This is a genomic window from Metabacillus arenae (assembly GCF_014773385.1).
GTDB lineage: Bacteria > Bacillota > Bacilli > Bacillales > Bacillaceae > Metabacillus_D > Metabacillus_D arenae.
Window position 1 is genome coordinate 89,928 of record NZ_JACXAI010000005.1, and the last position, 26,407, is coordinate 116,334.

The following is a 26,407-nucleotide window of genomic DNA, read 5'->3' on the forward strand; positions in this document are numbered from 1 at the left end:
CTTTTTTGCTAAAGAGGGACCTTATCATCTTTTATCTATGATGTTATACTGTCTTATAGAAGAAAATAAGGTTACAAGTGAACGTTTACTTTTTTGCTTAGGTAAAAATAGAAGTGAGGAGGGTCATGAGGATGAAAGAGAAGAAATTAGGGGCCTATGCTTTTCGATTTGCTGATCAGGCAATCAACTCGGTTGCTCAAATATGGTCAGTAGGATGGGATGAACAATCATCCCCAATTTACAATTGGAGCGGTTTGGAACGAAAGGATATTAATAAATGTATTTTTCAATATACTTTGTCTGGTTATGGGAAAATCGATATCAATAACAAAACGTATAGAGTTCAGCCTGGGCAAGCTTTTATTGTGCATAGCCCTAGTGATTATCGCTATTATTTGCCTGATGAATCAGGAAAATGGGAGTTTCTCTACTTAACCTTATATGGCCATGAAGCTGAGAAATGCTGGAATTTCGTAAAAAAAAGAACAAATCAAGTGATTCGTATTCATCCAGAATCCTCTTTAATTCAATTACTAAAGCAAATATTAAGTGAGGCAACTAATAAAAAAATCACCAACCCTTATCAAGGTTCAAGCTATGCGTATCAATTCATCATGGGGTTGTATGATTACCTTTCAAACATGGATCATATTATGGATGACTGGCCAGAATCCATTATCAGTGCTGTCTTATTTGCCAAAAACTGTTATCAGCAAGAGATCGGGCCAGAAGAAATGGCAGAAGCCTCAGGGCTATCCCGGTATCATTTTACTCGGGAATTTAAAAGGACAACCGGGCTGACTCCGATTCAATATTTGACAAAGATTCGTATTGAAAAAGCTGTTCAGCTTCTTCAAAATACAAAATACACGATTGAAGAAATCGCGGTTTTTGTCGGCTACAATAATGCGAACTATTTAAACAAGGTTTTTCAAAAAGTAGTCGGCATGTCCCCTGGCAACGTTCGAAAGCATCAAGGGGATATTTTAAGTAAGGATTTTTTTCTATAAAGAGAGAATTACCGTATACCGCTTAAGGTAAGGAATACAGACTATAAGCAATACCTATCTTAAGCTTAGTCTGTGTTGAATAATGGCAAGGTCAACATTCTTTTTATGGGTAGATTCTAATATTTTCCTAATAGTCATTTGTTTTCGTGCAAATCAATTGTTAATGACCCTTTAGGGTGCATGATGGTCATGGTCGTTCCAGGCATCATCATGTTTTCAAGAATGTCTTTTGATATTTGCAGAGCTAGTTCCATTCTTACTAGCTTTTCTTCCTCTTTAGTTGAAAGGACAAATTGCTCTTTTGCTTGCTCAGCAGCAAGCTCTAACACTTTTTCGTGTTGACGGGCAATTTGTTCGTAAATTTCATCGTAAAGCTCTTCTATTTGCTTTTCCATTTTTCCCACCCAGACTTTCATTCTTATATGATAAAAGAAAGTGCAAGCACTTTAATCAGGCTAGGACAGGCTAGCCGTATAAGCTTGAAAAAGATTTTGCACTTTTATACGTTAAATACCTATTAATAACTTGATATTTCTGTTCCAACAGTAAGAAAATTACTGTTTTTATTTTCCCATATTGGAAACATTAATTCAAAAGCAATTTTAAAAATTTTTAATGCAAACGATTGCACTTTTCAAGACAAAGTGGTACTATTCTCTTATCAAAATGATATAAGTCCTTCTTCGCGAGCAGGAACCTTTATGACGTAAGTTGTGAGGAATCGTAAGAGTCCGAATTGTTAGAACCAACCTTCAGTGAGGATGAAAAACTTACGCTGACGAATAGTTTCGCTTTATCTAAATTTTAGAAGTTGTAAGAAAGAAGACTAAGCTTCAATTGACATTAGCTAAATATACTAGTTAACTCGCTATGATCAACTGTTTTATTGTCATTCTTTCAAGCTAGTTGGCTTCGTGTTAAACGACAATGTTAGTTTTGTATGTAAGCCCATACACAAAGGGAGGAAATATAAAGATGAAGAAGCTGTTCTCATTTGATTTTTGGCAAAAGTTTGGTAAAGCTTTAATGGTAGTTGTAGCTGTAATGCCAGCTGCTGGAATTATGATTTCATTAGGAAAACTAGTTGCCATGATAGGTGGTGATATCACTCTTGTGCAAACGATTGCTCGAGTGATAGAAGACATCGGTTGGGCGGTTATTACAAATTTGCACATTTTATTTGCCGTTGCAATTGGGGGATCATGGGCTAAAGAACGTGCAGGCGGTGCATTTGCCGCTTTGATTGCATTTATCCTGATTAATCGAATCACTGGAGCGATTTTCGGTGTAAACAGTGCCATGTTGAGTGACCCAAATGCTACTGTAAACTCATTCTTTGGACAAAAACTGGCTGTTCAAGATTACTTTACTTCCATTTTAGGAGCCCCTGCTTTAAACATGGGGGTTTTCGTCGGTATCATCTCCGGTTTTATCGGAGCAAATCTTTTTAATAAGTACTATAACTTTGACAAGCTTCCAGACGCTCTTTCCTTTTTTAACGGAAAACGGTTTGTTCCGTTTGCTGTAATCGGCGGGTCAGTCATCGCAGCTGTTGTTCTTTCACTTGTATGGCCTTTTATTCAAGGACTGCTTAATGATTTCGGTAAATGGATTGCATCCTCCCGTGACACGGCACCAGTCATTGCTCCATTTGTTTTTGGTGCTTTGGAGCGTCTGCTGCTGCCATTTGGACTTCACCATATGCTAACCGTTCCGATGAACTACACGGAGCTTGGCGGAACATATGAAATATTAACTGGACCTAATGCCGGGTCAACTGTTTCCGGGCAAGATCCACTTTGGTTAGCATGGATTGCTGATTTAAACAATTTTTTAGCTGCCGGTGATACAGCCAGCTATAACCAATTATTAAATGATGTCACTCCTGCCCGCTTTAAAGTTGGACAAATGATTTTATCTTGGGCATCTTTAATAGGAATTGCTTTTGCGATGTACCGTAATGTTGATAAAGAAAAACGTAAGAAGTACAAATCGATGTTCTTATCTGCTGGACTTGCCGTATTTTTAACAGGGGTAACCGAGCCAATCGAGTTTATGTTTATGTTTGCAGCTCCGGTTTTATATGTTATTTATGCAATCACGACTGGCTTAGCGTTTGCGATTGTAGACCTTGTTGACGTTCGCGTTCACGCTTTTGGTGTGATTGAGCTTATTACCCGGGCACCGATGATTATTAAAGCAGGACTTTGGCTGGATCTACTAAACTTCATTATTGCATGCTTGGTTTTCTTTGGATTAAATTTTGGAATCGCAAACTTTATGATTAAAAGGTTTAATTTCCCAACTCCAGGACGTAACGGCAACTATATTGATTTAGAAGGTTCTTCTGAATCAAAAGGAAATGTAAAGGACGGTTCTTTAGCTCCTGCCATTATTGAAATGCTTGGCGGTCAAGAAAATATTGCTGATGTAGATGCGTGTATGACACGTCTGCGTGTAACAGTTAAAGATACAAGCCTTGTTGCTCCAGAAAGCCAATGGAAGGAAAATGGCGCAATGGGTCTTGTTCTAAGAGATAAAGGTGTTCAAGCAATTTACGGGCCAAAAGCTGATGTGATAAAATCAGATGTTCAAGATTTGCTGGGGTTTTAGAGATGAAACTTCTTACATTGAATTGCCATTCCTGGCAGGAAGAAAATCAGTTAGCAAAAATACGCTACTTAGCTGAAACTATTAAAGAAAACAGCTATGATGTGATTGCGCTCCAAGAAGTAAGTCAATTAATCAAGTCAGAGCTTGCAACTGAAAATCTAAAAACAGATAACTTTGGATTGCTTTTGCTAAAGGAGCTTGAAAAGCTGGGTATTAAAGAATATCAGCTGGTGTGGGATGCAGCACATATCGGCTATGATATTTACGAAGAAGGCCTAGCTATTCTTACAAAACACCCTATTGTCCAACAGGAATCATTTTTCATAAGCCAATCAGAGGACGTTTCCTTTTGGAAAGCCCGGAAAATTGTAAAGGTAGTCATCTCCTATCAGAGCAAAGAAATCTCTTTTTATTCCTGCCATCTCGGATGGTGGAATGATGAGGAAGAACCATTTAAGCAGCAAGCTGACAGGATAATGAAGGATATAACGTCTACTAAGCTCTCTATTTTAATGGGCGACTTTAATAACAATGCTTATATCCGAAATGAAGGCTACGACTACCTTATACAACAAGGTTTATATGATACGTATGATTTAGCGAAAGAAAAGGACTCCGGCATAACTGTTAAAGGGAAAATAGCAGGTTGGGATGAAAATATGCAAGATCTGCGGATTGATCTGATTTTAATGAATCAACCTTTAAAAACAGCCTCATCAAGGGTCATATTTAATGGCGTGAACTATAATGTGATCTCTGATCATTTTGGGGTCGAAGTGGTGTTGGATATATAAAAAGACGCGAGCATAAGAATGCCGTCAGAAAGGTTGTTATTTAATCTTTTTGACGGCATTGTTTATATTTGGGGTCTGCTGGGTAACGACCCACCCTTTAACACAGCTTTAATTAACTTAAGTTTTATCAAACCACTCTCAAGTACCCAATCTTGTTACATTCTAAAGCAACCCAAACTTCCCCGTTTTGGTCACATGAAATGCCATGAGATTCTGCTCGTTGTGTAGGAATATCAAATTCTATTATCTTTCTATCAATTGAAGAAATACGTCCTATCTTATTTGCTCCCCATTCAGAAAACCATAATTCCTCTTCTTTGCCGCTGGTTATAGCATGTGGACGCGCGTTTGGAGTTGAAATTGCATATTCGCTAATCTCCCCAGTTTACTGTAATAGAAATAGCTAGCATAATTGAAGAAACACCAAATTTAGTTCGTAATTGGATGAAACAGTTTAGAAGATTTCATACCTCTCAAAAAGAATAAGTCCGATTCCAACGTATTCCGAAGATTTACTTACATAAATTATTGTGAAAAATAAGAGAACGCAAACAATCAGCGTTCTCCCATTTTATTATTTAAGCTTCAATTTCGCTAAAGCCTCTGCTAGTGCAGGATTTGAAAGCTCCCCATCATCTTGGTTTTTCAAATACTTCGCAACATCCCCTTTGGAGACTTTACTGTTTTTTTCTTTTTTACGTCTTTGTTCAAAAGCAGACAGCTTTTCACGATGACCGCAAATGCAGACGAAAATTTGTCCTTCGCCCTCTCCACGCAGCTCGAGCTTCTTTTTACATTGAGGACACCTAGCATTTGTCGTTTTGGAGATGTTTTTACGGTGTCCACATTCACGGTCCTGACAGACAAGCATTTTTCCCTTTTTCACTTTTACTTCTAACATAAGCTTGCCACAGTCTGGACATTTTGTACCTGTCACATTATCGTGTTTAAATTTTTGCTCACTGTTTTTTATTTCTGAGACAACTTTTTTGGTATAGTCTTTTATTTGCTGGATGAATGCGTTCTTTTTCAAGGAGCCCTTTGCAATGTTTTCAAGCTGAAGCTCCCACTCTGCCGTTAAGGTTGGCGATGTTAATTCCTCTGGAGCAAGGTCTAACAGCTGCTTTCCTTTTGAGGTTACAAAAATCCCTTTTCCACGCTTTTCAATTAAAAAGCTGTTGAACAGCTTTTCGATAATATCTGCTCTTGTAGCAACAGTCCCGAGTCCACCAGTTTTTCCAATCGTTTCTTTTAACTGCTTGCTTTCATCGGTCATGAAACGGGCTGGGTTTTCCATTGCCGCAAGTAAACTGCCCTCGTTAAACGGCTCCGGAGGCTTTGTTTCCCCTTGAGTAAGGTTGAGTTTACTTACAGAAAGCTTCTCTCCTTCTTTTACTGATGGTAAAGAAGGACCTGATTGTTCCTCTTCTTCCTCTAAGGAGAAATCGTAAACCTCTTTCCATCCTTGGTTTAAAAGAACCTTTCCTTTTGCAATAAAGATTTCCCCAGCAATTTGGGCAGTAATTGTCATTTCTTCAAACTCAGCAGGATCTGCTAATACGGCCAAAAATCGTTTCACCACAAGATCATAGATTTTCCGTTCTTTGTCACTGAACGATTGCATCATCGGTGGTTGTTCTGTTGGAATGATGGCATGGTGATCAGATACTTTCCGGTTATCAACAAAACTTTTGGTAGCCTTAATTGGCTTTTTCAATAAGCTCGCAGCTACCTTTGTATAGGGTCCAATGCGGCAAGCTTCAAGTCTATCCTTTAGTGTACCGACAATATCTTCAGAAAGATATTTTGAATCTGTCCTCGGGTAGGTGAGGACCTTGTAATTTTCATAAAGCCGTTGGGTAATTGACAATGTTTCTTTGGCTGAGAAGCCGAAAAGCCTGTTAGCATCTCTCTGTAATCCCGTTAAATCATAAAGCTGAGGGGCAAACTGTTTTTTATGCTTTTTATTTACTTCGGTAATCACGGCCTCTTTCTGTTGAAGGACTTTTATTTTTCCTTCAGCTATCTCTTTAGAGAAGGTCCTTGTTTGTTTTGATGACTTCTCCTGCCAGATTAGCTTCATTTTAGTTGTTTCAGCTGTAATCCCATAAAACGGCTGCGGCTGGAACGACTTTATTTCTTGTTCTCTTTTGGCAAGGATACTAAGAGTCGGTGTTTGAACCCTCCCGCAAGAGAGCTGAGCATTATGTTTTGTAGTTAGAGCTCTGGTCGCATTTAAACCAACATACCAATCCGCTTCAGATCTGGCAATTGCAGAATAATAAAGGTTTTCATAAGCTTTGCCGCTCTTTAAATGTTTAAAGCCTTCTTTGATCGCCTTATCAGTGACTGAAGAAATCCACAGCCGTTTCACCGGCTTTCTTACATTCGCCTTTTCAAGGATCCATCTGGCAACAAGCTCACCTTCACGCCCGGCATCTGTGGCAATTACTATTTCATCGACGTCTTTTCTTGTTAATTGTGTTTTCACAGTATAAAATTGCTTACTGGTTTTTTTTATGACAATAAGCTTTAAATCGGATGGGAGCATTGGGAGCTCTTCAAGCTTCCATGTCTTATATTTTTCACTATAGGCTTCTGGATCAGCAAGTGTCACAAGGTGTCCAAGCGCCCACGTAACAATATAATCCTGGCCTTCTAAATACCCATTTCCTTTTTTATGACAGTTCAATACTCTTGCGATATCCCTTCCTACTGAAGGCTTCTCCGCCAGAACTACTTTTTTTCCCATATTGCATTCTCCTAAAAATGTTGATACTTCATGGTACCATAATTTAAAGGTGAAAATCTCTTATCGAACCAGAAGCCCAGTCTGGCAATGCGCCTAAGGTAAAAAAACAGAAAATTAGTTCTACATTTTATTTTAAAGCAAAAAGGACCAAACACCTCTTTATGAAGTCTCTGGTCTTTGATATTTCATCCTATCCGTTGCGTCATGGTCCTGTCACCCGCAATCTCTTTCCACTTTTCCGTCAAAACCCTGCAGATGTAAGTTTCACTTTATTTTGGTCTAGTTAGACTGGCAATAATATCTCCGGGCTCTGCTTTAGGGTCTTCCTCATTTGTATAGAATTGCAGCTTTCCTGAAGGTTTTTTAATAAAAAGAAATAACGTTTTTTCATGGCTTTCTGTTACATAGTTTTCATAGGTGTATTCTGAAGTGATGGTTGTTTTTTTAATCACATCTCCATCTTCAACTCGTTTATTGAGCTCTTCCCAGGTTACACCTTCTTTAAATAGGTACTGACCGCCAATCGTATGATACAAATCATCAACATCCGCTTCCTGCTTTGAGCGAATATTTAACTGAAAAAGGTTGTTTCGTCCAAATTCCGGGATAAATGTTGTGCATACTAGAGCATTGTAAGAATCAAGCTTTGTAGCAGCAATCATATACTCGTAAGGAGTCCACTCTAAATGATATTTCGTTTGTTCAGATAAGACCTCTCCCCGAAAATATGGGATTCCCGCATTTCTTACAGAAGAAAGCCTTTGAAAGGAGGAATCTGCAATTAAAACGGGAGTTTCCAGCTCCAAAAAAGCTTTTCCTAATTGAGTACTAAAGCTGTCCCCGCCTACAATTAATACTCCAGGAGGCTGGTCAATAGCTAATCCAAGCTTTTTAGCTAACCAGCTGATCGAAAATCCGTGAGCCACGACCGTGGCAAATACAAGAGCAAACGTCAAGGAGGTTAATATTGAAGCATCTTCAAAACCCTCTTCCAATAAAACTGCGGCAAAATAACTGGAAACAGTCAGTGCAACAATTCCTCGCGGGGCAATCCAGCCAACAAGTGTTTTTTCCTGCTTGGATAAATCTGTTTTTACAGTTGAAATCCAAATAGATAAAGGCCTTACGATAAACAGCATGAGAACGACAAATGCAATAATCCGGAAATTTAAAATCTCTAACAGAGTTTCCATTGTAAGAGAAGCCGTGAGCATAATAAAAATGGTTGAGATCAATAGCAGCGAAATATTTTCTTTAAAATGCCTGAGATCGTTTATTGAGGAAATATGCATATTTGCCAATGTAATTCCCATAGCCGTTACGGCAAGCAGACCTGTCTCATGCTTTAATTCATCTGCTATTGCAAAGCAGGCAAGAACTACTGTAAATACAACCGGAAACTTAAGAAACTCTGGTACATGTCCTTTTTGAAGCATCCATCCTGTTCCTCTTCCGCATGCCCATCCCAAGATGACCGCAAGAAGAGATGCCAGGAAAAACCATAGTAATGCTTCAAGCTTCACTTCAGCTAATACTAAAAATTTTATAAATTCAAATGAAAACACAGCTAATAATGCACCAAAAGGGTCAACAATAATTCCTTCCCATTTTAATATAGCTGCCGGACGCGGTTTTAAACGTGCTTGTCTTAACAGTGGAAGAATGACGGTAGGCCCTGTAACGATAAACAATCCGCCAATAACAAAAGCTACAGCCCAAGACAGCCCCGCCACAAAATGAGCGGCTAGAGAACCTAAAATCCAAGCAATGAAAGCTCCTAAGGTAATAATTCTAACAACAGGCTTACCTAACCCTCTTACTTCCTGATAATCCAAATTTAAGCTGCCTTCAAACAAAATAATCGCCACAGCCATGGAGACAAGGGGTTTAAAAAGATCGCCAAACTCTTCCTTAGGATTAACGAAGCCTAAGAAAGGGCCGACGATCAAACCCGCTATTGACATTAAAACAATAGCCGGAAGCTTAAATCGCCAAGCTACCCATTGTGATGCAATCCCCAAAAAGATGATGAACATAAAGTGAAACAACAGAGAATCAATCATAAAGTCACCTGCCAGTTTTTAGAAATCTTATTGTTTAGTATGAGAAATTTACTTCCTTTACATGTTCCTCAATCGGATAAATTTTAAACAATTGATATCCTATCAAGTTGTATCTAGTTACCTCAGACTTATTACACTGATTCTCACCTACACTAAATCGGTTACTTTAATTAAAAGGTTCATTTATCCAACAACACAACTTTAAGAAAACATTTTAATCTTAAGAACCGAGTAAAGGCGGGAAATCAAATTATTAAACAGAGATTTTTATACATAAAAAAGGGATGAGTCTCTCATCCCTTTTTTCCCTATTTTCCGCTTTCAATTTCCTCAACCATCATCGATAATTCCGTCCATCTCTCCATAGCCTGATCTAGTTTTTCATTAACTTCTTCTTGATTTTTCATTAATTCCTGGATTTTTGTGAAATCACTTCCTGCTGATACAATTTCACCCTCCAGCTTAGTCTTTTTCTCTTCCAAATCTGCGATTACATCTTCAATCGTTTCCCATTCTTGTTGATCCTTATAGGATAGCTTTGTTCTTTTTTCCTTTTTTTCATTACGTGTGGAAGGTACAGTCTTTTTCGTTTGTTCTTTTAGCTGCTCTTCCATTTGCTTTTGATCCATATATTCCGAATAATTCCCTTGGAAACGGCCAACTTCGCCTTGTGATTCAAAAGCAAGGAGGTGGTCGACTACTCGATCCAGGAAGTAACGATCATGGGAAACTGTCAGCACTACTCCTGGAAAATGGTCTAAGTAATCCTCTAGAATACTCAATGTTTGAATATCCAAATCATTTGTCGGTTCATCCAGAAAGAGAACATTTGGCTCGCCCATTAAAACTCTGAGGAGATACAATCGCCTGCGTTCTCCGCCTGAAAGCTTTCGAATATAAGTCCATTGCATGGAACGCGGGAATAAGAACCTTTCTAGCATTTGTTCGGCAGTTATCAATTGGCCATCTACGGTATAAACGATTTCTGCTGCTTCTTTAATATAGTCGATTACTCTTAATTCCTCGTTCATTTCTAAAGCATCTTGAGTATAGTAACCAATTTTAACAGTTTCCCCGATAACAATATTCCCTTCATCAGGAGAAATCCGCCCGGCTAACATATTTAATAATGTTGATTTTCCACTGCCATTAGGCCCGATAATTCCAAGCCTTTCACCAGGTACTATTAGATAATCTAAATGATTGATTAATGTTTTGGATCCAAAAGATTTCTTTACCCCTTGCAATTCAATCACTTTCTTGCCCAAACGCGTTGAGCCGATGGCAAATTCAAGTTGATCTTTTGAGAGATCAGCCTTTTTTTCCTGGAGTTCTTCTACCCTTTGAATACGGGCCTTTTGTTTAGTAGTTCTCGCCTTTGCACCTCTTCTCAGCCATGCAAGCTCTCTGCGAAGCGTGTTTTGACGTTTCTTTTCACTTTGAACAGCTATTTCTTCTCTCTCCGCCTTCTTTTCAAGGAACAACTCATAATTCCCGTCATATGAATAAAGCTTCCCTTTATCAAGCTCAAAAATGCGATTGGTCATTCTGTTTAGAAAATACCGATCATGTGTTACTACCATAAGAGAGCCTTTATATCCGCTTAAGTAACCTTCAAGCCACTCAATTGTTTCATTATCAAGGTGGTTAGTTGGCTCATCCAACAAGAGCAGATCCGCAGGCTGAATTAATGCCTTAGCAATCGCCACACGTTTCTTTTGTCCCCCAGAAAGATTGTGGACTGCTTTTGAAAAATCTCTAATACCGAGTTTGGACAGGATCGTTTTTGCAGTTGTACTTGCTTCCCATGCATTTAATTCATCCATTTTTTGCTGTATGACAAATAATGCTGATTGTTTAGCTTGATTTTCAGGGTCCTGTTCAAGCTCTTGCAAGGACCGTTCATACCCCCTAAGAGTCCTCATAATTAGAGAATCCCCATAATAGATTTGCTCTAACACTGTAAGCTGATCGTTTAGCTCAGGCTCTTGCGGGAGGTATTCAATGCTGAATTGATTCGCATGAAATTTATCGCCGCTTTCTGCTTCTTCCAGTCCTGCTAACACTCTTAATAAAGTAGATTTTCCCGTACCGTTTACCCCAATAAGTCCAATTCTTTGTTTTTCAGCTATCGAAAAAGATATATGATCAAAAAGTACTTTCTCTCCATATGTTTTTACGAGATTTTCCACCGAAAAGATCGCCATCTGTCATTCAATCCTTCATTATGTAATAACCTGCTCCTTTAAGTGTACAAGCTTTTTATGTAAAAAGACAATGGAAAAACGTTTCACTTGGATCAAGCTTTTGGATTGAGAGAAAGAGGGAAGAAGTTTATCAGAGTCTCACATGATGAATATTCTTCCACCTTTCCAAAAGTGCTAGTTCAAAAGTATCCCTTTTTGAAATTTCAGTATTTATTCGCATGGAAGGAAAATGTTATTTCCCCAAATGAGCGTTGTTCTCCTAGCTGGTGATATTTGGCTGTTTTTCTTTACAAACTGATGGCAGAACCAAAACTAATGATTATTTCCCGAAAAATAATCCTAAAAAATGTTCTATTAAGATTCTACTTATATTCATTTGGAAATACAGTTAATGTAATGTCCATAATCAGTGGCAGAATAAAATAAACGGCCAAAACTATTAGGGCAATTGCTATCATATTGATCCAAAACCCCGCTTTAGCCATTTCAGGAATCGTAATTCTATCTGTTGCAAAGATAATGGCATTTGGGGGCGTGCCTACAGGTAACATAAATGCACAGTTTGCTGCCATTGCTGCGGGGACCATTAAGGCAAATGGGTGGACATTAATTGCGACCGCTAACGATGCTAAAATAGGTAATATCATCGTTGCTGTGGCGGTATTAGAAGTTATTTCGGTTAAGAAAAGGACTAAGGCTGTTGTAACAATAACGATTATTAAAAAATTCATCCCTTCAAGCACAATTAATTGCTTGCCAATCCAGTCTGCCAGACCAGACTCCTTAAATCCTGCAGCAATTGCTAATCCCCCTCCAAATAAAAGCAATACCCCCCACGGAAGTTCACGAGCTACATCCCAGTCAAGAATCTTTCCTTCTTTGTTTTTAGAAGGAATTAAGAATAAAAGGGTACCCGCAAAAATAGCAATCATCGTGTCACTTATACCTGGTATGTGGTCTTGCCACAATAGCGTTCTTGTAATCCACATAAACGCAGCAAATAAAAAGATACTCAAAACTGCTATTTCTTCAAATGTCATCTTACCAAGTCTTATTAATTCATCTTTTATGAGGCTTTTCCCGCCCGGAAGCTCTTTAAATTTCACTGGAAAGGCAATATTCACCAGATAATACCAAGAAAACAGAACCAGTATCAGGACAATAGGGGCAGCAAAGAACATCCATTGTGCGAAAGAGATTTCTATTCCATATAGTTTTTTTACAGTTGCGGCAAGAATGATGTTGGGTGGAGTACCGATGAGTGTGCCTAGGCCTCCAATCGTTCCAGAAAAGCCAATACCAAATATAACTGCCTTCTCAAACGTATTTAATGAAACCCCCTCTTTCTGAGCCTTCTTTGCATTGGCTGCAGCTTGATAAATGATAGCAGTCCCGATCGGTACCATCATCATAACAGCAGCTGTATTGGAGACCCACATCGATAAAAAGCCTGTCGCAAGCATAAATCCTAGTACGATCCGTTTTGGACTTGTTCCAATCAAGGATACAATCTTAATGGCAATCCGCTTATGCAGGTTCCATTTTTCCATCGATAAAGCAATTAAAAATCCTCCTAAGAAAAGAAAGACAATCGGATCGCCATAGGAAGATGCGACTGATTCTCCATCTAATGCTTTTGTCACAGGAAATAAAACTAAGGGGAGGAGCGATGTAACAGGTATAGGAATGGCTTCAGTAATCCACCAGATAGCAATCCATAGAGTCGAGGCCAGCACTGCTTTCGCGCTATGGTTTAATCCTTCCGGGGAGAATAGCAGCATTGTAAGAACAAACAATAGGGGACCAAGAAGTAATCCCATAAATTGAGAGGGTCGATAACTTGGTTGTTTTTTTGCTGTTTTTGAGACTTGTGTGTTATTTGCATCCTGTTGAATAGGTGTGTCATTAGAGGAAGTAAAAAATAAAAGTTGTTTCACTTTTTCATGTGCATCCCAGCTTAGATTCCAAGCCTGTCTTATCACTGATTTCTCCATCTTAAAAACCTCCCTTATATTTGCAAACGCTTACTATAGGTTGGTTTCATTTTAAAGAGAAATTAGAACAGTTTAAAGGGTAAAATCCTTTCTTTCAAAAAAATAGTTCAGAAGTTTTAGGGTATTCCTTAGATAAAAAGAAGACCTAAAACAACTGCAGGTCAGGCAGTGAAAAGGTCTTCTTTTAATTACTTATTCATTTTAGACAGAAATCCACCTAGCAGATCATCAAGACTTTCTTCTTGATCTTCCTCTTGAGCTGGTTCGTCTTTTTTTGCTGATGTCCAATCAAATGAGTCCAAATCATCGTCTGCTTCAAATGATTCTTGCTGTACGGCCACTTCATTAAAAGCATGATCAGCAGCTATGTTATTCTCGCTGCTCTCTTCTGATATCTCCTTAATATCCCCAACATCCTGGAGATAGAGGGCTTGGTTAATATCTGTTGAGTTGCTATTTAATGAAGCTAACAGCGAAGCTGCCCGAACAGGATCCGATAAGAGCTGGTACATAATACTTCCAAGTAATGCCTCTGAATGCTCGTGCTTTAGCCAATCCCGTTGAATCTTGCTCAATTTCTGCGGAAGGGGTATCGTAACTGTTTCTCTTTCCCTCGTCAGCGTTTGGCCAACTCCTTGCATGACAAATTCAGCAATTTTACTAGAAAAATTTCTCCGCTCTGTCTCTTTTAATCTCTGCAGCTGTTTTAATACATGATCTGGGGTATCAGACGGTACGCGAAACGCTATGGTCTGGCCTCTTTCTATTTTATTTGAAGCAGATTTACTCATTTAATCACCCTATTATGCTTTAACCTTTTTCTTATCCTCGTCTTTTTTTGCTTGCGCAGTCGTACGGCGGAGGTGTTCAGCTATTAATTTATAATAAGCATTTGCCATCATCCATATACTCTCTTTTTCATCTTCAAAGAAATCAATATTATACCCATCAAGATTATTGTTTAGAGTTTTAATATACTCTTTTAATACAGCTGATCCACCCCCAACAAAGTAACAGATCTCAGACTGGGAATTTTTTTGCCAAACGTTTCTTAAAAGGCGATATTGTTTCTTAGCAAGATCAAGCAAGATACGGTCTGTGATGTCATGGACACTAGTACGGCTTCCTTTGACCATAATATGGTTGCGGTCGTTTTTCTTCGTAATAATCTCAACTACATCACGACGGCTGTCCAACTCAACGCCATGCTTAGACCGAATTTCTTCCCTAATTGATTCTAATGACTCAGATACACCCAAATTAAAGCCCTGTGCTTTATCATCATCAACATTGCGATTTTTTATGACAGCAATATCAGTTGAAAGTCCGCCAATATCCTGAATTAAAATTCGTTTATCAATTAATTCTTTATTTATAATATTTAATTCGTTATCCATTACTAGATTAATATAAGCAGCAAAGCCCTCAGGATATACTTTAACATCGTCAAATTTTATGTTCACTTTAAACCCTTGATATTTCGGAGTTACTAAAAACTCAACCTGATGGACTGAACCCATTAATTTTGAGCGATACCCTGCATCTTTTCCTTCTTTTACTTCACGGAGAGGAAGGCCTGTCCCAAGAATATAATTGGTATCAATCACTTTGTTATTTCTAGGGAAGTTTGCCGAGTTTTCTTCACGGACTGCATCCAAAGCTAAAGAAGTAAATAACATAACAAGAGTCTGGTCTTCTTCAGATTTGCTGCTTCCTGGATCTAACTCTGCAGCATTGTCACTTTTTGTCGCAAGGTGACCTACTCGATAAATAGCGTTGTTTTCCTTTAGGGCAGGGGAGTGCACTTTAATATGTACGCCTTCAAGTGGTTCTTTAGAGTCTAATTCTTCTATTCCAATTACAGGCCGGTCTTCTATATCTCTAGCAATAACATTTGGAATGTTTAATTCATAATCCAGCTTTCCAAAAATTCCTTTTAAAGAATCATTACCTACATCAATTGCAGCTATTCTTGTTTTGCTCATAATTGTCATCATCCTTTCATTCGAAGAGAGAAAAATCTTCTCTATTTAATTATACATTATAAGAGTTAGGTGAATTAATCAATAATGACATGAATATTATTTTAATTGTAAACATGTACACACAATCGTAAACTTCATTACTCGATTTCAAAAACCTTCTAATTTTATAATGTTTGCAAAATTGCTTACACGCAAACTTTATCGCAAACAAGACTATACAATTTGTTTACTTGTTTACACTTTTGTTTTCTTTATTTATTTTTATGCAAACAAATCCTGCTGTTCTATAAAAATTATATTATATGTACATCTGTTGTTACAAAAAATAGTTTGTTTGCATTAGAAAGGGAGGGGGTATATAAAACATAACAACAAAAAATAAGTATTGGATGGTTAAAATTCTTCTAACAAAAGGAGGAAGAAGAGATGGGGATCATTCTATATTTAATCGTCGGAGGCTTAATTGGATGGTTAGCAGGTATTATTCTAGGTAAAGATGTGCCTGGCGGTATTATCGGAAATATCATTGCCGGAATTATTGGTGCTTGGATTGGTGGAGAGCTGCTTGGAACATTTGGCCCTTCATTAGCCGGCATTGCGATTATTCCAGCTCTAATCGGAGCTATCATTTTTGTATTTATTTTGAGTCTGATTCTAAAAGCGATGAGAAAATAAGAAATATATAAAGGTGTTTGATAAGTGTTTACTCCCTAACTTAAAAGCGAGTAATTGTCTAAATAGAGTCATAGATTTTATTATGGCTTTTTTTTTGTTTGAGAATGTTGGAGCAGTTTGGATTTTTAAACTTAATTGTAAAACAAAATAGTGTTATTTGTCTTTTATTATCAATCCTTGTCTGATAATAACCGCAAAATACTGTCGAAAGAGGTAGAAAAAGTAAAACATGGACATAGGAAAATTAACTCATAAGCGCAAATTAATCTTGAGGAATACGATTATCTTAATCACCTTAATTTATATATATGGTTAGAAAATAAAAGTTCTAATTCTCGGCTACTTAGAATTTTTAATTCATTTTAAGAACAACAACCATCTATTCTGCCATTTAATTTAAAAATATTTCCAAAAATGACCGCTGATTTTATAAACAATACTTAGATTTACTTGCTGCTTGAAGACTGTAGTTTGTGGGGGAATTCTCCTCCGTATTATATTAATGTGTTGGTTTTAACCACCATGTGAAGATTCACATTATTTATTTCAAGTCTCTATTATATGGAATGAGTTAAGTTTAAATCTAGAAGTCAAAGTACTGCTGGAAGCTGACTTCACGCAGTGTATACTTAAATGTAAACATGAAAACAAATTCGCAAACGAAAACAATTATTTTGTTTGCAAGTTTACGATTTTGTTTTCATTGTTTATAAAATGCAAACATACTTTGAATCCTTGCTTGGATGATTGTTTCATGAATAATAGCAGACCAGACAAAAAAAGGGCTGTCATTATAGGACAGTCCCATTTATTAAATGGTTTAAGTACTCCGGTGAACCCGAGACTTTTTACGTTTATTCAAGATTTTTTTCACGATCGGATAGACGACAGGAGCCCATTTAATTGCTCGTTTTATTAGCCGTTTCATTCTGATTCCTCCTCTTATACTTTCTATTTTTCCGTTTAAGACAACTTTTAAACTAAGAAGAGAAAATGAATAGTGTTAAAAAACGATTGTTTTATTCTCATGCACGATAATCCGGTCTTCTAGATGCCAATTCACAGCACGTGCAAGAACACTACGTTCGATTGAACGGCCAATTTTCTTTAATTCCTCTATATTTGCACGGTGGTCCACTCTCATAATGTCTTGTTCAATGATTGGTCCTTCGTCCAAATCATTTGTTACATAATGTGAGGTAGCCCCGATTAGTTTTACTCCTCGTTTATATGCACGTTCGTATGGCCTAGCGCCTACAAATGCAGGCAAAAACGAATGATGGATGTTTATAATCCGATTTGGATGCACTTCTACGAATTCAGGCGTAAGGATCTGCATATAACGCGCTAAAATGATGAGATCAATATTATATTCTTTTAATAATTGCAATTGTTTCTTTTCGACTTCCACTCTATTTTCCTTACTTGCAGGTATATAGTAAAACGGAATATTTAGCGATTCGACTATTTCACGACAATCTTCGTGGTTGCTAATAACGAGTGCCAAATCAGTCAGCAGGTCCCCGCTCTGCCACTCCCATAGCAACTCGCGCAGACAGTGTAGCTCTTTTGAAACAAATATTGCTGTCTTTTTCACTTCATATCCAAATGTAAATCTCCATTGCATGGAAAATTGATCAGCAATTGGTTGAAATTGCTCCTCTAATTCTGTTTCCTTCATTTTCAAATCCGGACATTCAAATACAATGCGAACAAAGAAGGAGCCACCTTCAGGATTTGTTGAATACTGATTGGATTCAACAATATTCGCTCCGAATTGATAGAGGAATTTTGAAATAGCTGCTACGATTCCCGGTTTGTCAGGACAACTTATCAGAAGTCGTCCCATGTTTTTTTGGCTTTCTAGAAAAGTTTGTGAGTAAGTTTCCATGACAATCCCTCTGTATTCAAAATTTTAATATAAAAAACTATAGACAGTCACAATCGACAATTCAGGCCTATTTGATAAACAATATTCACTATATGATTAAGAGCACCTGCTGTCAAGATCAAAGGCTATAAAAGCAAAATTCTCCAGCGCCTTGAAGAGTTTCGAGGCAAATCACTGAAGCTGAGCAATAATAAATTCGGACCACTACATTAATGGATTAATTAACGCGTTTCTTTGGTTGAACAAGAACGAAAAGCGCAGAGCGCTAGTCCTTCGGCGACAAGCACAAGGCGAGCCGGCATGCAGGTTGGTTCTTTAACCTTCTCCGGCGGATTGACCCTGAGACCAAAGGACCGATAGTACTCGAAGCTGGATAAAGATACCACTGTTTATCACGTTCATACTTTAATTAACGTAAACTTTCTTAACTAATAAAGAAAAGACAGCCAATGACTGTCTTAATCGGGTTGTTGTTTCTTATAATGCCATATAATAAACCCAAAAACGGTAAGGACACTAATACCAATTAAAAAACCAAAAATATAGAATAAAGTGGACGATTTCTGGACAGGCTCCTGACTTATTAGAGAACTTGCTGACTGATCCATTGATGGTGAAAACAACTCCATTTGTTCAGCTTTTGCGGTAATCGTATTGTTTTCACGAGTATAGTTTGAAAAAAGCTGATTTTGGATTTCTTCATCATCGTTTTGCTTTGTTTTTTCAAATGTAAGATCCTGCTGCTCCTCAGGAATATCCTCTGGCTTTTCATATTTGGACTTCTCGCGAAGATAGTCAGTACCGCGCTTCGTATTTTTCCCTTCATAAATATATGGCTCTAATCCGTTGAGATTTGGTGTAGCAATTGCTGATGGACTAGAGAGAAAAAATGAAAGGGGGAATAGTAGAACTACCCCTTTCAAGATCCAATTAAATTTCATGAACTTCATCACTGTCTTTCTCAATGCCAGCGTTTTTAAATGCTTGTGAAACAAATGGAAGGGCAGACAAGACAACAATAATCCCTGCAGTTACAAGTACCCCCTGTGTAAATAGAGTGTTCGTCTCATATTGAAGAGATAGGTAAACCAGTGACATTGGGTCTTCATAATTGAAGTTCGGTGCAGCTTGCGCCAATAACGGGCTTATAAAAAAAGCAACCAAACCAATACTTGCAATCCACCCAATCATATTGCCAAATGTGAGTGCTACTCGAACAAGGGTAGAGCTTGCAAGCAATAACAGAACCGTAAAGATCGACCATTGAATCGCTCTTTCATCAGACAATGTATAAATATTTAAGCCGAACAGACTAATGATCATGCCGACAATCAAATTCAATAATCCAAATAATGATCCTCTAACGAGTAATGGTGCAGCATTGAAATAATGGCTAAAGAAACCGATCAGCAAGCTGCTTAAAAGGATAATAACCAAAATGACAACCGGCGGTATTTTCTTCGCTGCTTCAGCTGGTGCTTCACCGCTAATTTGAAGAGGGTTTGCCAAGTGTTCATAGACCGCACCATTATTCTGCCCGTCTACAAACGTATTTCCAAGCACACTAAAGACATCCTCTCGAACAAGCTTCGTTGACGCAACATTTGTCGCCCATTTCTCATTTAAAGTATCTGCGTCCTCTTGAACATTATTAACTTGCTGCTGTAACTCTCCAGTGTAGTCCACCACATTGTCCTGAGTTTCACTTAAAGATTTCATTAGCTCATTTAATTGAAGTACTTCTTGAGAAATGTTCTCCTGACTGCTTACTAACGTTCCATCTTCAACATTCGGACGAGGAGCCTCCACTCCGGTTGATTGAGCAGGATTCTGGATTTGATTTAATACAGTATTGGCGCTCTCCTGCATTGCATCCAAATCTTCCATTGATGAAGTTTGTAAACCTTCAAGATCTTTATTGTACTGGTCCATAAATGCCATGAAATTGTCTTGCATGGTCTTAAGTTCTTCCTGGGTTGCTGGGACTTCTTCTTTCATCAGATCATCCCATGCGCCTTGTTCTTCTTTTGTGAGGGAAAGGATTGTTTTAATATCGTTGTTCAGGAAATTGTCTTGCATGACAGTATCCTTGATTGGATTACCATTATGACGAACATCAAGAATGCTGTTTAAAATAGAATTCATTTCAGATAATTTCCCATAGTATTCCATTATTTCTTTAATGTTTTCTGAGCTGTAGAAAACTTCCGTTCCAAAAATAGGACTTAAGTCATCTCTCCTGTTATGGGATAGGGCATCAGAAGAAAGTATACTTTCTTCTAAACTGTTAATTTGACTTAATATTTCTACCTCATCATTAGAGGAAGCCTCCATCTTTTCGACTAAGACATTATACTTTTCTACTAATTTATTATTCTTATCTAGTAAATCAGTAATCGTGTTATTATTTGTTTGATTAATTCCAACTAATTGATTGTATTGTCCAATGAGGTCTTCATATTGTTTGAATAACTTGCCATATTCAGCCTTCAACGTATTGTTATCTTCTTTTTCTTTAATAGTATTTTCAATTGCTATAATACTATTTGACACACCAATTAGTTCTTCCAGAACGTCCTTGACTTTATCTTGTTGTTCTTCATTTAATTGTTCAGATAGCGTATTGTGTAGTGAGTTTATTTTATCTGAAGTTTCCCTTAACTTCTGCCTCTCATCTTCCATACTAATAGAACCTGGGGGTTCTACACCCTCTGGTCCATCTATTATGTCACCGTTTACCGGTTCCTCTATTTTAACTGGTTCTTCCTTTTCTAGTTGTTCATCATCCCCGCCATTACCGGTAGAAATATCGTTTTTTAATGTAATTATTGTAGTTTGAAGATTATCTAGAGACTTTTTATTATCTTCCTGCTCATACAAATCAATAAAACCAGCATGGACAGCTTTCAACTCTTCTTCCTGACGATCAATCTGTTTGAGGCGAACAATACTCAAATCAGCAATGGTTTCACTATTATTGTTAAGCATCTGCCTAATATCTTTGACATCACCAGCGATTTGATTCCCTTGATCATTCATGTCTTTGATGGTTTGCCTTTGCATTTCCAGAAAATCTTCTGTCCCTGATTGGATCGCGAGGATACTCTCATCCTGTGCCTTTTGCAAAAGCTCTTTTTGTCTTTCTTGATATTCCTGGTATTCTTCTACATACTGAACAAATTGGGTGAGGTTTTGTTCGAATTGCTCTAAGCTGTCTTTCCGTTCTGGTGCTCCTTCTTCTCCTTGCTGCATGGAAGCTCGAAGCTGTTCCAGCCTTTGTTTGTGCTGTTCGATTTCACCAGCTAAATCCTTGGAGCTTGGTTGATAGAAGCTGACCATCGCGTTTTGGAAAGCTATTTCTTTTTCCAGAATTCGATCAAATTCCTGGCGGACTGCTTTCATATCATTTGAAACATAGCTCCAATATAACGAGGACATTTCTTTATCAACACGGTTTGTTGCGTCCTCAAGCTCACGAAGGACCTTTTCTCTGTTTACCGAGTTCAATTGACCCTGAATTTTATATTCAAAATTGGCTTTCTGCGGCTGTTGTTCATCATAGGTTAATATGTTTTGAGAAAAATCGGACGGTATATAAATAACCGCATCATACTTCTGATTTTGCAAGCCATTATCAGCAGCACTACGTCCCATAACCGTCCACTGATAATCTGACTCTTCTCCCAAAATCTTTGCGACTTCTTTACCAAATTGAGAAGAATCTTCTCCTCCCTCTTCAGTATTTTCTGCCATTACTTGTTCAGAACCGATATCCTCATTTACCACCGCAATCGATCGAGTGGCAATCTCTCTTACTTCCATAGGATTGTCCCCAACTAACTGAAAAAACAAGGTGGGGACAGCTAGAATAAGAAGAACCGCTGCGATCATCTTCACGATATTGATTCTTTGTTCCTTCATGAATAAATCTTCCTTTCTATTGCACATAGAGGAATTTGAATTTTTGTTTCTTTTCCATTTTCGACATAGTAACCAAAACCAGGGTGAATTTCTTCTTCTTTTCTATTATAGGACAAAGTATATAGCGTTTGCTCTGATTTTTTCATCAGAATGAGTGCCTGGCGTATTTGCTTAATTTCACTTGTAAATGAATCAAAGCCTTTTGTCAGCTCGTTATTGTTGCCTGATATAACAAGATGGAAGCCTAGATGACTGTAATTTTTCATGAAGCGTGTCATTCTTTCCTGAATCATCGTATCAATCGTTTGTAAGAACCTAGAGTAGCCATCAATGACAAGTAGAATCTGTTTAAAAGCTAGAGTATGGACAGATCCTTGGGCTACTGCCTCTAAATATGCTTGTTCTCTTCTATTAAAGGCAGCTTCAACTGAATCTAACCATGAAACAATTTGGTCCTTTGTTTCCATATACGCAGCTTTTTCTTCTGTTGCGAAACTAGAAAGTCCGCGGTCAATTGAGTCAAAAATACCAATTTCTTCAATATCCTGGGTTAGCAGTGTATTTAACACAACCTTTAAGACATTGGTTTTACCTTTTTGCGATTGACCGAGTACGAGACAATGCTTGTTCTTTGGCAGATTAATAGAAACAGGCTGAACTAGCTCTTCATCAAGCCCAATCGGAATAATTCCAGGCTGATTGCTTTCTTCAGCATATTGGGTAAAGTTAATCATAGTCAGTTCAGAAGGCAGCATAGGAACTTGCTTTGGCTTAGAAATCCCTTTATATTTAACTACCAGATCCTGGATGTCTTCTTTCATTTGTTCATGAAGCTCATAATCATCCTTACCCTCAGAAGCCATAAATACCTGTGAAAAAAAGGCTTGGTCACGCTTGATAATTGCTCTGCCTGGAATTGGTTCAGGAGCAAATGAAACCTTGCCAAGAACCATATACGATTCAGAATTGTCCATTAAATAATGAACTACCTTTGTTTTTAAATTATTCATTAACGACTGGCGAATAGAGTTAATTCTTGTAGCTGTCAGAATCATATAGATTCCAAGAGATTGACCATCCCTTGCAAACTGAGTCATTTGCATTTCCATATCTTGCATTTCTTCTTTAACTAAATCAAAATTATCAATTGTAATAAACAGTAATGGTAGCTTCTTCTCACTTAAAGAGTTGTACATTTTAATACTGCTGACTTCTGCTTGCTGGAAAAGCTGTTTTCTATAAGCAATTTCATCCTTTAAAATACGGATGAACTTTTCTGTTTTCCGTTCTTCATCAATTAAAAAGAAATCAGCAGTGTGAGGCAGCTGCTTTAAAGGCAGCAAAGATCCATTACCAAAATCAAATAAATAGTAATGAGCCTCTTCGGGACTAAATTTAGTAGCAATACTTAACAGAAGGGTCATAACTGTTTGTGATTTTCCATATCCTGATGAACCAAATATTCCTATGTTACCGTCGGCCATTAGCTGATAGGAATAAGGTGTTTGACTTTGCTTTTCTGGTTCGTCTATTAAACCTAATAGAATTTCATGATCATTTTCTGTTGTATAAGTGAAACGTGACATTCGGCTAGCAAGAGGAGGCAGCCATGGACTATTCAGCTTCTTAATGCCCATTGTCTGTTGAATCTCTTCAATTTTATTAACTACGACCTCTATCTCAGATTCCACATCTTTTTTGTGTCCTGTCTCTGCTGATATATCAGATAAAGGAACAAGGCCAAGATCAGTAACAATTGCTACCTCATCCTCTGCCTCCTGGGTCTCTTCCATGTACGGGGCACCGCTCCAAGCAGATTGGAAAAGCTCATAAACTTCATTATTTCCAACTTGCAGATAGCCGCGGCCAGTTACTGTAATAGAAGCAGCATCAGAGTTTTTAATAATTTCCCGGCTGTCAGCTGCGTCCTGTACTTTTAAAGCTACCTTGAAACGCGCATTACTCCAAATTTGATCATCAATGACGCCGCCTGGCTTTTGAGTTGCCAAAATAAGGTGGACACCTAAGCTTCTCCCTATCCTTGCAGCACTGACAAGCTCACGAATAAAATCCGGCTCTTCACTTTTAAGCTCGGCAAACTCATCAGAAATAAGGAACAGATGAGGCAAAGGTTCATCAGTCTTATTCTGCTTGTAAAGCTTTGTATAATCATTGATATGGTTCACTTGAAAGCGATCAAATAAGCGTTGACGCCTTTTCAATTCACTTTTAATCGATGCAAGTGCACGGTTACTAAAGTTTTTGCTGCCTTCAATATTTGTAATCGTCCCTAACAAATGCGGTATATCCTTAAACGGCTGGGCCATTCCTCCACCTTTATAATCGATTAATAGAAATGCAACTTCATGGGGATGGAAATGAACAGCTAAAGACAAAATGTATGTCTGTAAAAACTCACTTTTCCCTGATCCTGTCGTCCCGGCAAGCAATCCATGAGGACCATGTGCTTTTTCGTGAAGATTTAACTCAACAAGATCTGTCTTTCCTTTTAATCCGATAGGGACGGAAAGGGACTTTGAAGATTCTCTCGTTAACCAGTTCTGTTCAATTGGCAGATCATCTACTTCTTTTGCATGAAATAATTCTAGAAAAGATACACTTTGAGGAATAGAATTAGTAATCCCGACCTGATGATCGAGCGTTCGCAGCATCCTTGCATATTCCTCGTTCCCTTTATAATGATGTTCATCAAGCTTAAACGGGATTTGAACGGCCTTTTTCTCCTGGATGAGGATGTCCCCTTCAAGATCATTCACATAGCGTACAAGAGTATGGATGTTTTCTGATAAGCTCTCCTTTGTTTCTGCTGCAAATATAACTGAAATCCCGAGATGAGAGGACTCCCCTTCTAAGTACTCAAGAATGACATGATCAGAAAGCAATTGATAATCTGTAATGATAAAGACAATATGCGGTGTGTGTCTTACTTTGTCCTCTTGCTCAGCCAGGTCACGGTCACGTAAGATTTCATAAATAGAAGAAAGCAATTGATCCCGTGTTTGTTCATTATAAATAAGCCCTTTTGCATAAGCGTGTGGCAGCTGAAAATGTGGGAGCCATTTTACCCATTCCCACTTGCTATATTCTTTCTCATTAAAAATAAACACAAATCGCACGTCATGATAGCTATGAAAAAAGGCTAGCTGGCCAATTAATTGATGAATTTCTTTTTTAACAATGGAAGGTTTTCCAATTAGACCCATTGCTCCAACTGATAGATCCACGTTAATTGGAACAGGACCCACTTCGCGATATACTTTTTCCATGAGCTGTGATTGTTCGAGCAGATCATCTATTTCTCTGTTCGCCATGTCTCCAGAGCTGATGGATACTTGATAACTGGAAGGGACCTTGCCTGTCCCAATTCGAAGCTGGAGTAAGTCTGTACTCTCAAGTGTTCTCTCCCAAATCCGATCTGAGATTTGTTCAGTTAAATACTTCATCCGTTCAAACGAAGGAAAATGATGATAGAGAACCTGCTTTTGCTTATCAGCTAATTCCTGCAGCTCTTGGCGTTTATTTTCGAGATATACTGTGTAGACTCTTTGTCTACGTTCTTTACGCCTCTTATAGTTGCCTTTTTCTTTAAAGAATTGTACGGTAGATGTAATTAAGGTCATTCCAAACATCACCATTGAAATAATAATAAAAATTCCCCTTGGTGCAACTAAAGCAACAATTCCCATGACCATAAGCATGACGAGGGGCGGAAGAATAATCATCCAAAGTCCGCGGTTATGATCTTCTGCTTCCTGACTAGGGAAGGATAAGGAGACCTTTTCTTTAGGAAGATCGTAAATCATGCGTGGTGTCCGTCTATATACTGGGTATTTTTTTTTCATTTCAGATGTAGGTCTCTCCGTTTTCGAGAGAGCTGTTTGATATTCATCCTTGCTTGCCAGCTGCATGAGGTCATCTTCAATGAATTGAATTGTCATAAAAGGCCAGAATAGAATGTCTCCAACTTTTACTTCGGTTTCAGCCTCAACTTTTTTCCCATTGAGATAGATATTTTGACTCATTGGTGATACAAACCAATGATTGTTAATGTTTAATAGGGTAAAAGACTCATTACTTGATAAAAATTCAGATGAAGAGTCAATGAAAACATCTGCAGATGAATCTTTTGTTGAAAAATTCAATTCACGACGATGACCTGTATAAAAGGTTTCTGAATTTTGACTTGATGGAGTTAAATAAAAGTGCATCGTTTGGTTGTTTTCAGTCAATTGAAAAGGCTTTTCCGTTGTTAACGTCCCTAAATTTGTATCCTTCTTCCATATAATAAGTCCATCTTCTTCGTTATGTTTTGTAAAAGATAAGGACTCTTGAGTAAAAGGGAAGTCAGAAATTGTTATAGTTTGCTGATTTTCCTTCCCCAACGAAAAAGGGCGAAATGACTGATAGTCGAACTCATATTGTTGATATGATTGTCCATAAAATACCCATAATAAGCTCATGAAATCACCTCCTGAAGCACG

16 protein-coding genes and 1 pseudogene are annotated in these 26,407 nt (G+C 37.9%); 4 read left to right on the forward strand and 13 right to left on the reverse strand.

Features of this window, described 5'->3' with window-relative positions; all coding sequences use genetic code 11:
• The first annotated feature begins 131 nt into the window (after positions 1-131).
• Positions 132-1,010, forward strand: a complete 879-nt coding sequence (locus IC621_RS05900) for an AraC family transcriptional regulator (protein WP_191156693.1) — start codon at positions 132-134, stop codon at positions 1,008-1,010.
• Between the two features lie 134 nt (positions 1,011-1,144).
• Here the strand turns inward: IC621_RS05900 and IC621_RS05905 are convergent, their stop codons facing one another.
• Complete coding sequence (locus IC621_RS05905) at positions 1,145-1,405, reverse strand: hypothetical protein (protein ID WP_191156695.1); 261 nt, start codon at positions 1,403-1,405, stop codon at positions 1,145-1,147.
• A 580-nt stretch (positions 1,406-1,985) separates the two neighbouring features.
• On the opposite strand from IC621_RS05905, the gene IC621_RS05910 reads away from it, so the two are divergent.
• The gene (locus IC621_RS05910; RefSeq protein ID WP_191156697.1) at positions 1,986-3,623 is read left to right on the forward strand and encodes a PTS transporter subunit IIBC; all 1,638 of its coding nucleotides are present in this window, start codon (positions 1,986-1,988) and stop codon (positions 3,621-3,623) included.
• A gap of 2 nt (positions 3,624-3,625) precedes the next feature.
• Positions 3,626-4,417 (forward strand): endonuclease/exonuclease/phosphatase family protein, encoded by a 792-nt coding sequence (locus IC621_RS05915; RefSeq protein ID WP_191156699.1) that lies wholly within the window; start codon positions 3,626-3,628, stop codon positions 4,415-4,417.
• A 127-nt stretch (positions 4,418-4,544) separates the two neighbouring features.
• Here IC621_RS05915 and IC621_RS26355 read toward each other — a convergent pair.
• The 7 genes and pseudogenes from IC621_RS26355 to IC621_RS05945 all read right to left on the reverse strand — a co-directional run.
• Positions 4,545-4,802: pseudogene (locus tag IC621_RS26355) on the reverse strand (virginiamycin B lyase family protein); the annotation flags it as partial.
• Between the two features lie 189 nt (positions 4,803-4,991).
• A complete protein-coding gene (locus IC621_RS05920) occupies positions 4,992-7,169 on the reverse strand; it encodes a DNA topoisomerase III (protein ID WP_191156701.1) in 2,178 nt (725 codons plus the stop codon).
• Between the two features lie 269 nt (positions 7,170-7,438).
• The gene (locus IC621_RS05925) at positions 7,439-9,232 is read right to left on the reverse strand and encodes a cation:proton antiporter (protein ID WP_191156703.1); all 1,794 of its coding nucleotides are present in this window, start codon (positions 9,230-9,232) and stop codon (positions 7,439-7,441) included.
• 308 nt (positions 9,233-9,540) lie between these two features.
• Positions 9,541-11,439 (reverse strand): ABC-F family ATP-binding cassette domain-containing protein, encoded by a 1,899-nt coding sequence (locus IC621_RS05930; RefSeq protein ID WP_191156705.1) that lies wholly within the window; start codon positions 11,437-11,439, stop codon positions 9,541-9,543.
• A 362-nt stretch (positions 11,440-11,801) separates the two neighbouring features.
• A complete protein-coding gene (locus IC621_RS05935; RefSeq protein WP_191156707.1) occupies positions 11,802-13,433 on the reverse strand; it encodes an SLC13 family permease in 1,632 nt (543 codons plus the stop codon).
• A gap of 188 nt (positions 13,434-13,621) precedes the next feature.
• The gene (locus IC621_RS05940) at positions 13,622-14,224 is read right to left on the reverse strand and encodes a hypothetical protein (protein ID WP_191156709.1); all 603 of its coding nucleotides are present in this window, start codon (positions 14,222-14,224) and stop codon (positions 13,622-13,624) included.
• A gap of 12 nt (positions 14,225-14,236) precedes the next feature.
• Positions 14,237-15,418: a ParM/StbA family protein gene (locus IC621_RS05945; protein WP_191156711.1), complete on the reverse strand. Its 1,182-nt coding sequence runs from the start codon at positions 15,416-15,418 to the stop codon at positions 14,237-14,239.
• 426 nt (positions 15,419-15,844) lie between these two features.
• On the opposite strand from IC621_RS05945, the gene IC621_RS05950 reads away from it, so the two are divergent.
• Complete coding sequence (locus IC621_RS05950) at positions 15,845-16,093, forward strand: GlsB/YeaQ/YmgE family stress response membrane protein (protein ID WP_191156713.1); 249 nt, start codon at positions 15,845-15,847, stop codon at positions 16,091-16,093.
• A gap of 820 nt (positions 16,094-16,913) precedes the next feature.
• On the opposite strand, the gene IC621_RS26360 is transcribed toward IC621_RS05950, so the two are convergent.
• From IC621_RS26360 to essC, 5 genes are all read right to left on the reverse strand, one after another.
• Positions 16,914-17,021 (reverse strand): hypothetical protein, encoded by a 108-nt coding sequence (locus tag IC621_RS26360; RefSeq protein ID WP_224752340.1) that lies wholly within the window; start codon positions 17,019-17,021, stop codon positions 16,914-16,916.
• Between the two features lie 75 nt (positions 17,022-17,096).
• Positions 17,097-17,984: a formyltetrahydrofolate deformylase gene (gene purU, locus IC621_RS05955; RefSeq protein WP_191156715.1), complete on the reverse strand. Its 888-nt coding sequence runs from the start codon at positions 17,982-17,984 to the stop codon at positions 17,097-17,099.
• A gap of 458 nt (positions 17,985-18,442) precedes the next feature.
• Positions 18,443-18,925, reverse strand: a complete 483-nt coding sequence (gene essA, locus IC621_RS05960) for a type VII secretion protein EssA (RefSeq protein WP_191156717.1) — start codon at positions 18,923-18,925, stop codon at positions 18,443-18,445.
• On the reverse strand, positions 18,915-21,905 hold the full coding sequence (esaA, locus tag IC621_RS05965; RefSeq protein WP_191156719.1) for a type VII secretion protein EsaA: 2,991 nt from the start codon (positions 21,903-21,905) through the stop codon (positions 18,915-18,917). The genes essA and esaA overlap by 11 nt, the downstream gene beginning before the upstream one ends.
• Positions 21,902-26,386, reverse strand: coding sequence for a type VII secretion protein EssC (gene essC / locus IC621_RS05970; RefSeq protein WP_191156720.1), 4,485 nt, complete (start codon positions 26,384-26,386; stop codon positions 21,902-21,904). The genes esaA and essC overlap by 4 nt, the downstream gene beginning before the upstream one ends.
• Positions 26,387-26,407 lie beyond the last annotated feature (21 nt).

Excerpts from the sequence above, each read along its gene's own strand:
- IC621_RS05940 (WP_191156709.1), bottom strand. The coding sequence starts at position 14,224 with ATGAGTAAATCTGCTTCAAATAAAATAGAAAGAGGCCAGACCATAGCG.
- IC621_RS05935 (WP_191156707.1), bottom strand. The coding sequence starts at position 13,433 with ATGGAGAAATCAGTGATAAGACAGGCTTGGAATCTAAGCTGGGATGCA.
- esaA (WP_191156719.1), bottom strand. The coding sequence starts at position 21,905 with ATGAAGGAACAAAGAATCAATATCGTGAAGATGATCGCAGCGGTTCTT.
- IC621_RS05905 (WP_191156695.1), bottom strand. The coding sequence starts at position 1,405 with ATGGAAAAGCAAATAGAAGAGCTTTACGATGAAATTTACGAACAAATT.
- IC621_RS05930 (WP_191156705.1), bottom strand. The coding sequence starts at position 11,439 with ATGGCGATCTTTTCGGTGGAAAATCTCGTAAAAACATATGGAGAGAAA.
- IC621_RS05910 (WP_191156697.1), top strand. The coding sequence starts at position 1,986 with ATGAAGAAGCTGTTCTCATTTGATTTTTGGCAAAAGTTTGGTAAAGCT.
- IC621_RS05925 (WP_191156703.1), bottom strand. The coding sequence starts at position 9,232 with ATGATTGATTCTCTGTTGTTTCACTTTATGTTCATCATCTTTTTGGGG.
- essA (WP_191156717.1), bottom strand. The coding sequence starts at position 18,925 with ATGAAATTTAATTGGATCTTGAAAGGGGTAGTTCTACTATTCCCCCTT.
- IC621_RS05945 (WP_191156711.1), bottom strand. The coding sequence starts at position 15,418 with ATGAGCAAAACAAGAATAGCTGCAATTGATGTAGGTAATGATTCTTTA.
- IC621_RS05950 (WP_191156713.1), top strand. The coding sequence starts at position 15,845 with ATGGGGATCATTCTATATTTAATCGTCGGAGGCTTAATTGGATGGTTA.
- IC621_RS05915 (WP_191156699.1), top strand. The coding sequence starts at position 3,626 with ATGAAACTTCTTACATTGAATTGCCATTCCTGGCAGGAAGAAAATCAG.
- purU (WP_191156715.1), bottom strand. The coding sequence starts at position 17,984 with ATGGAAACTTACTCACAAACTTTTCTAGAAAGCCAAAAAAACATGGGA.
- IC621_RS26360 (WP_224752340.1), bottom strand. The coding sequence starts at position 17,021 with ATGAAACGGCTAATAAAACGAGCAATTAAATGGGCTCCTGTCGTCTAT.
- IC621_RS05920 (WP_191156701.1), bottom strand. The coding sequence starts at position 7,169 with ATGGGAAAAAAAGTAGTTCTGGCGGAGAAGCCTTCAGTAGGAAGGGAT.
- IC621_RS05900 (WP_191156693.1), top strand. The coding sequence starts at position 132 with ATGAAAGAGAAGAAATTAGGGGCCTATGCTTTTCGATTTGCTGATCAG.
- essC (WP_191156720.1), bottom strand. The coding sequence starts at position 26,386 with ATGAGCTTATTATGGGTATTTTATGGACAATCATATCAACAATATGAG.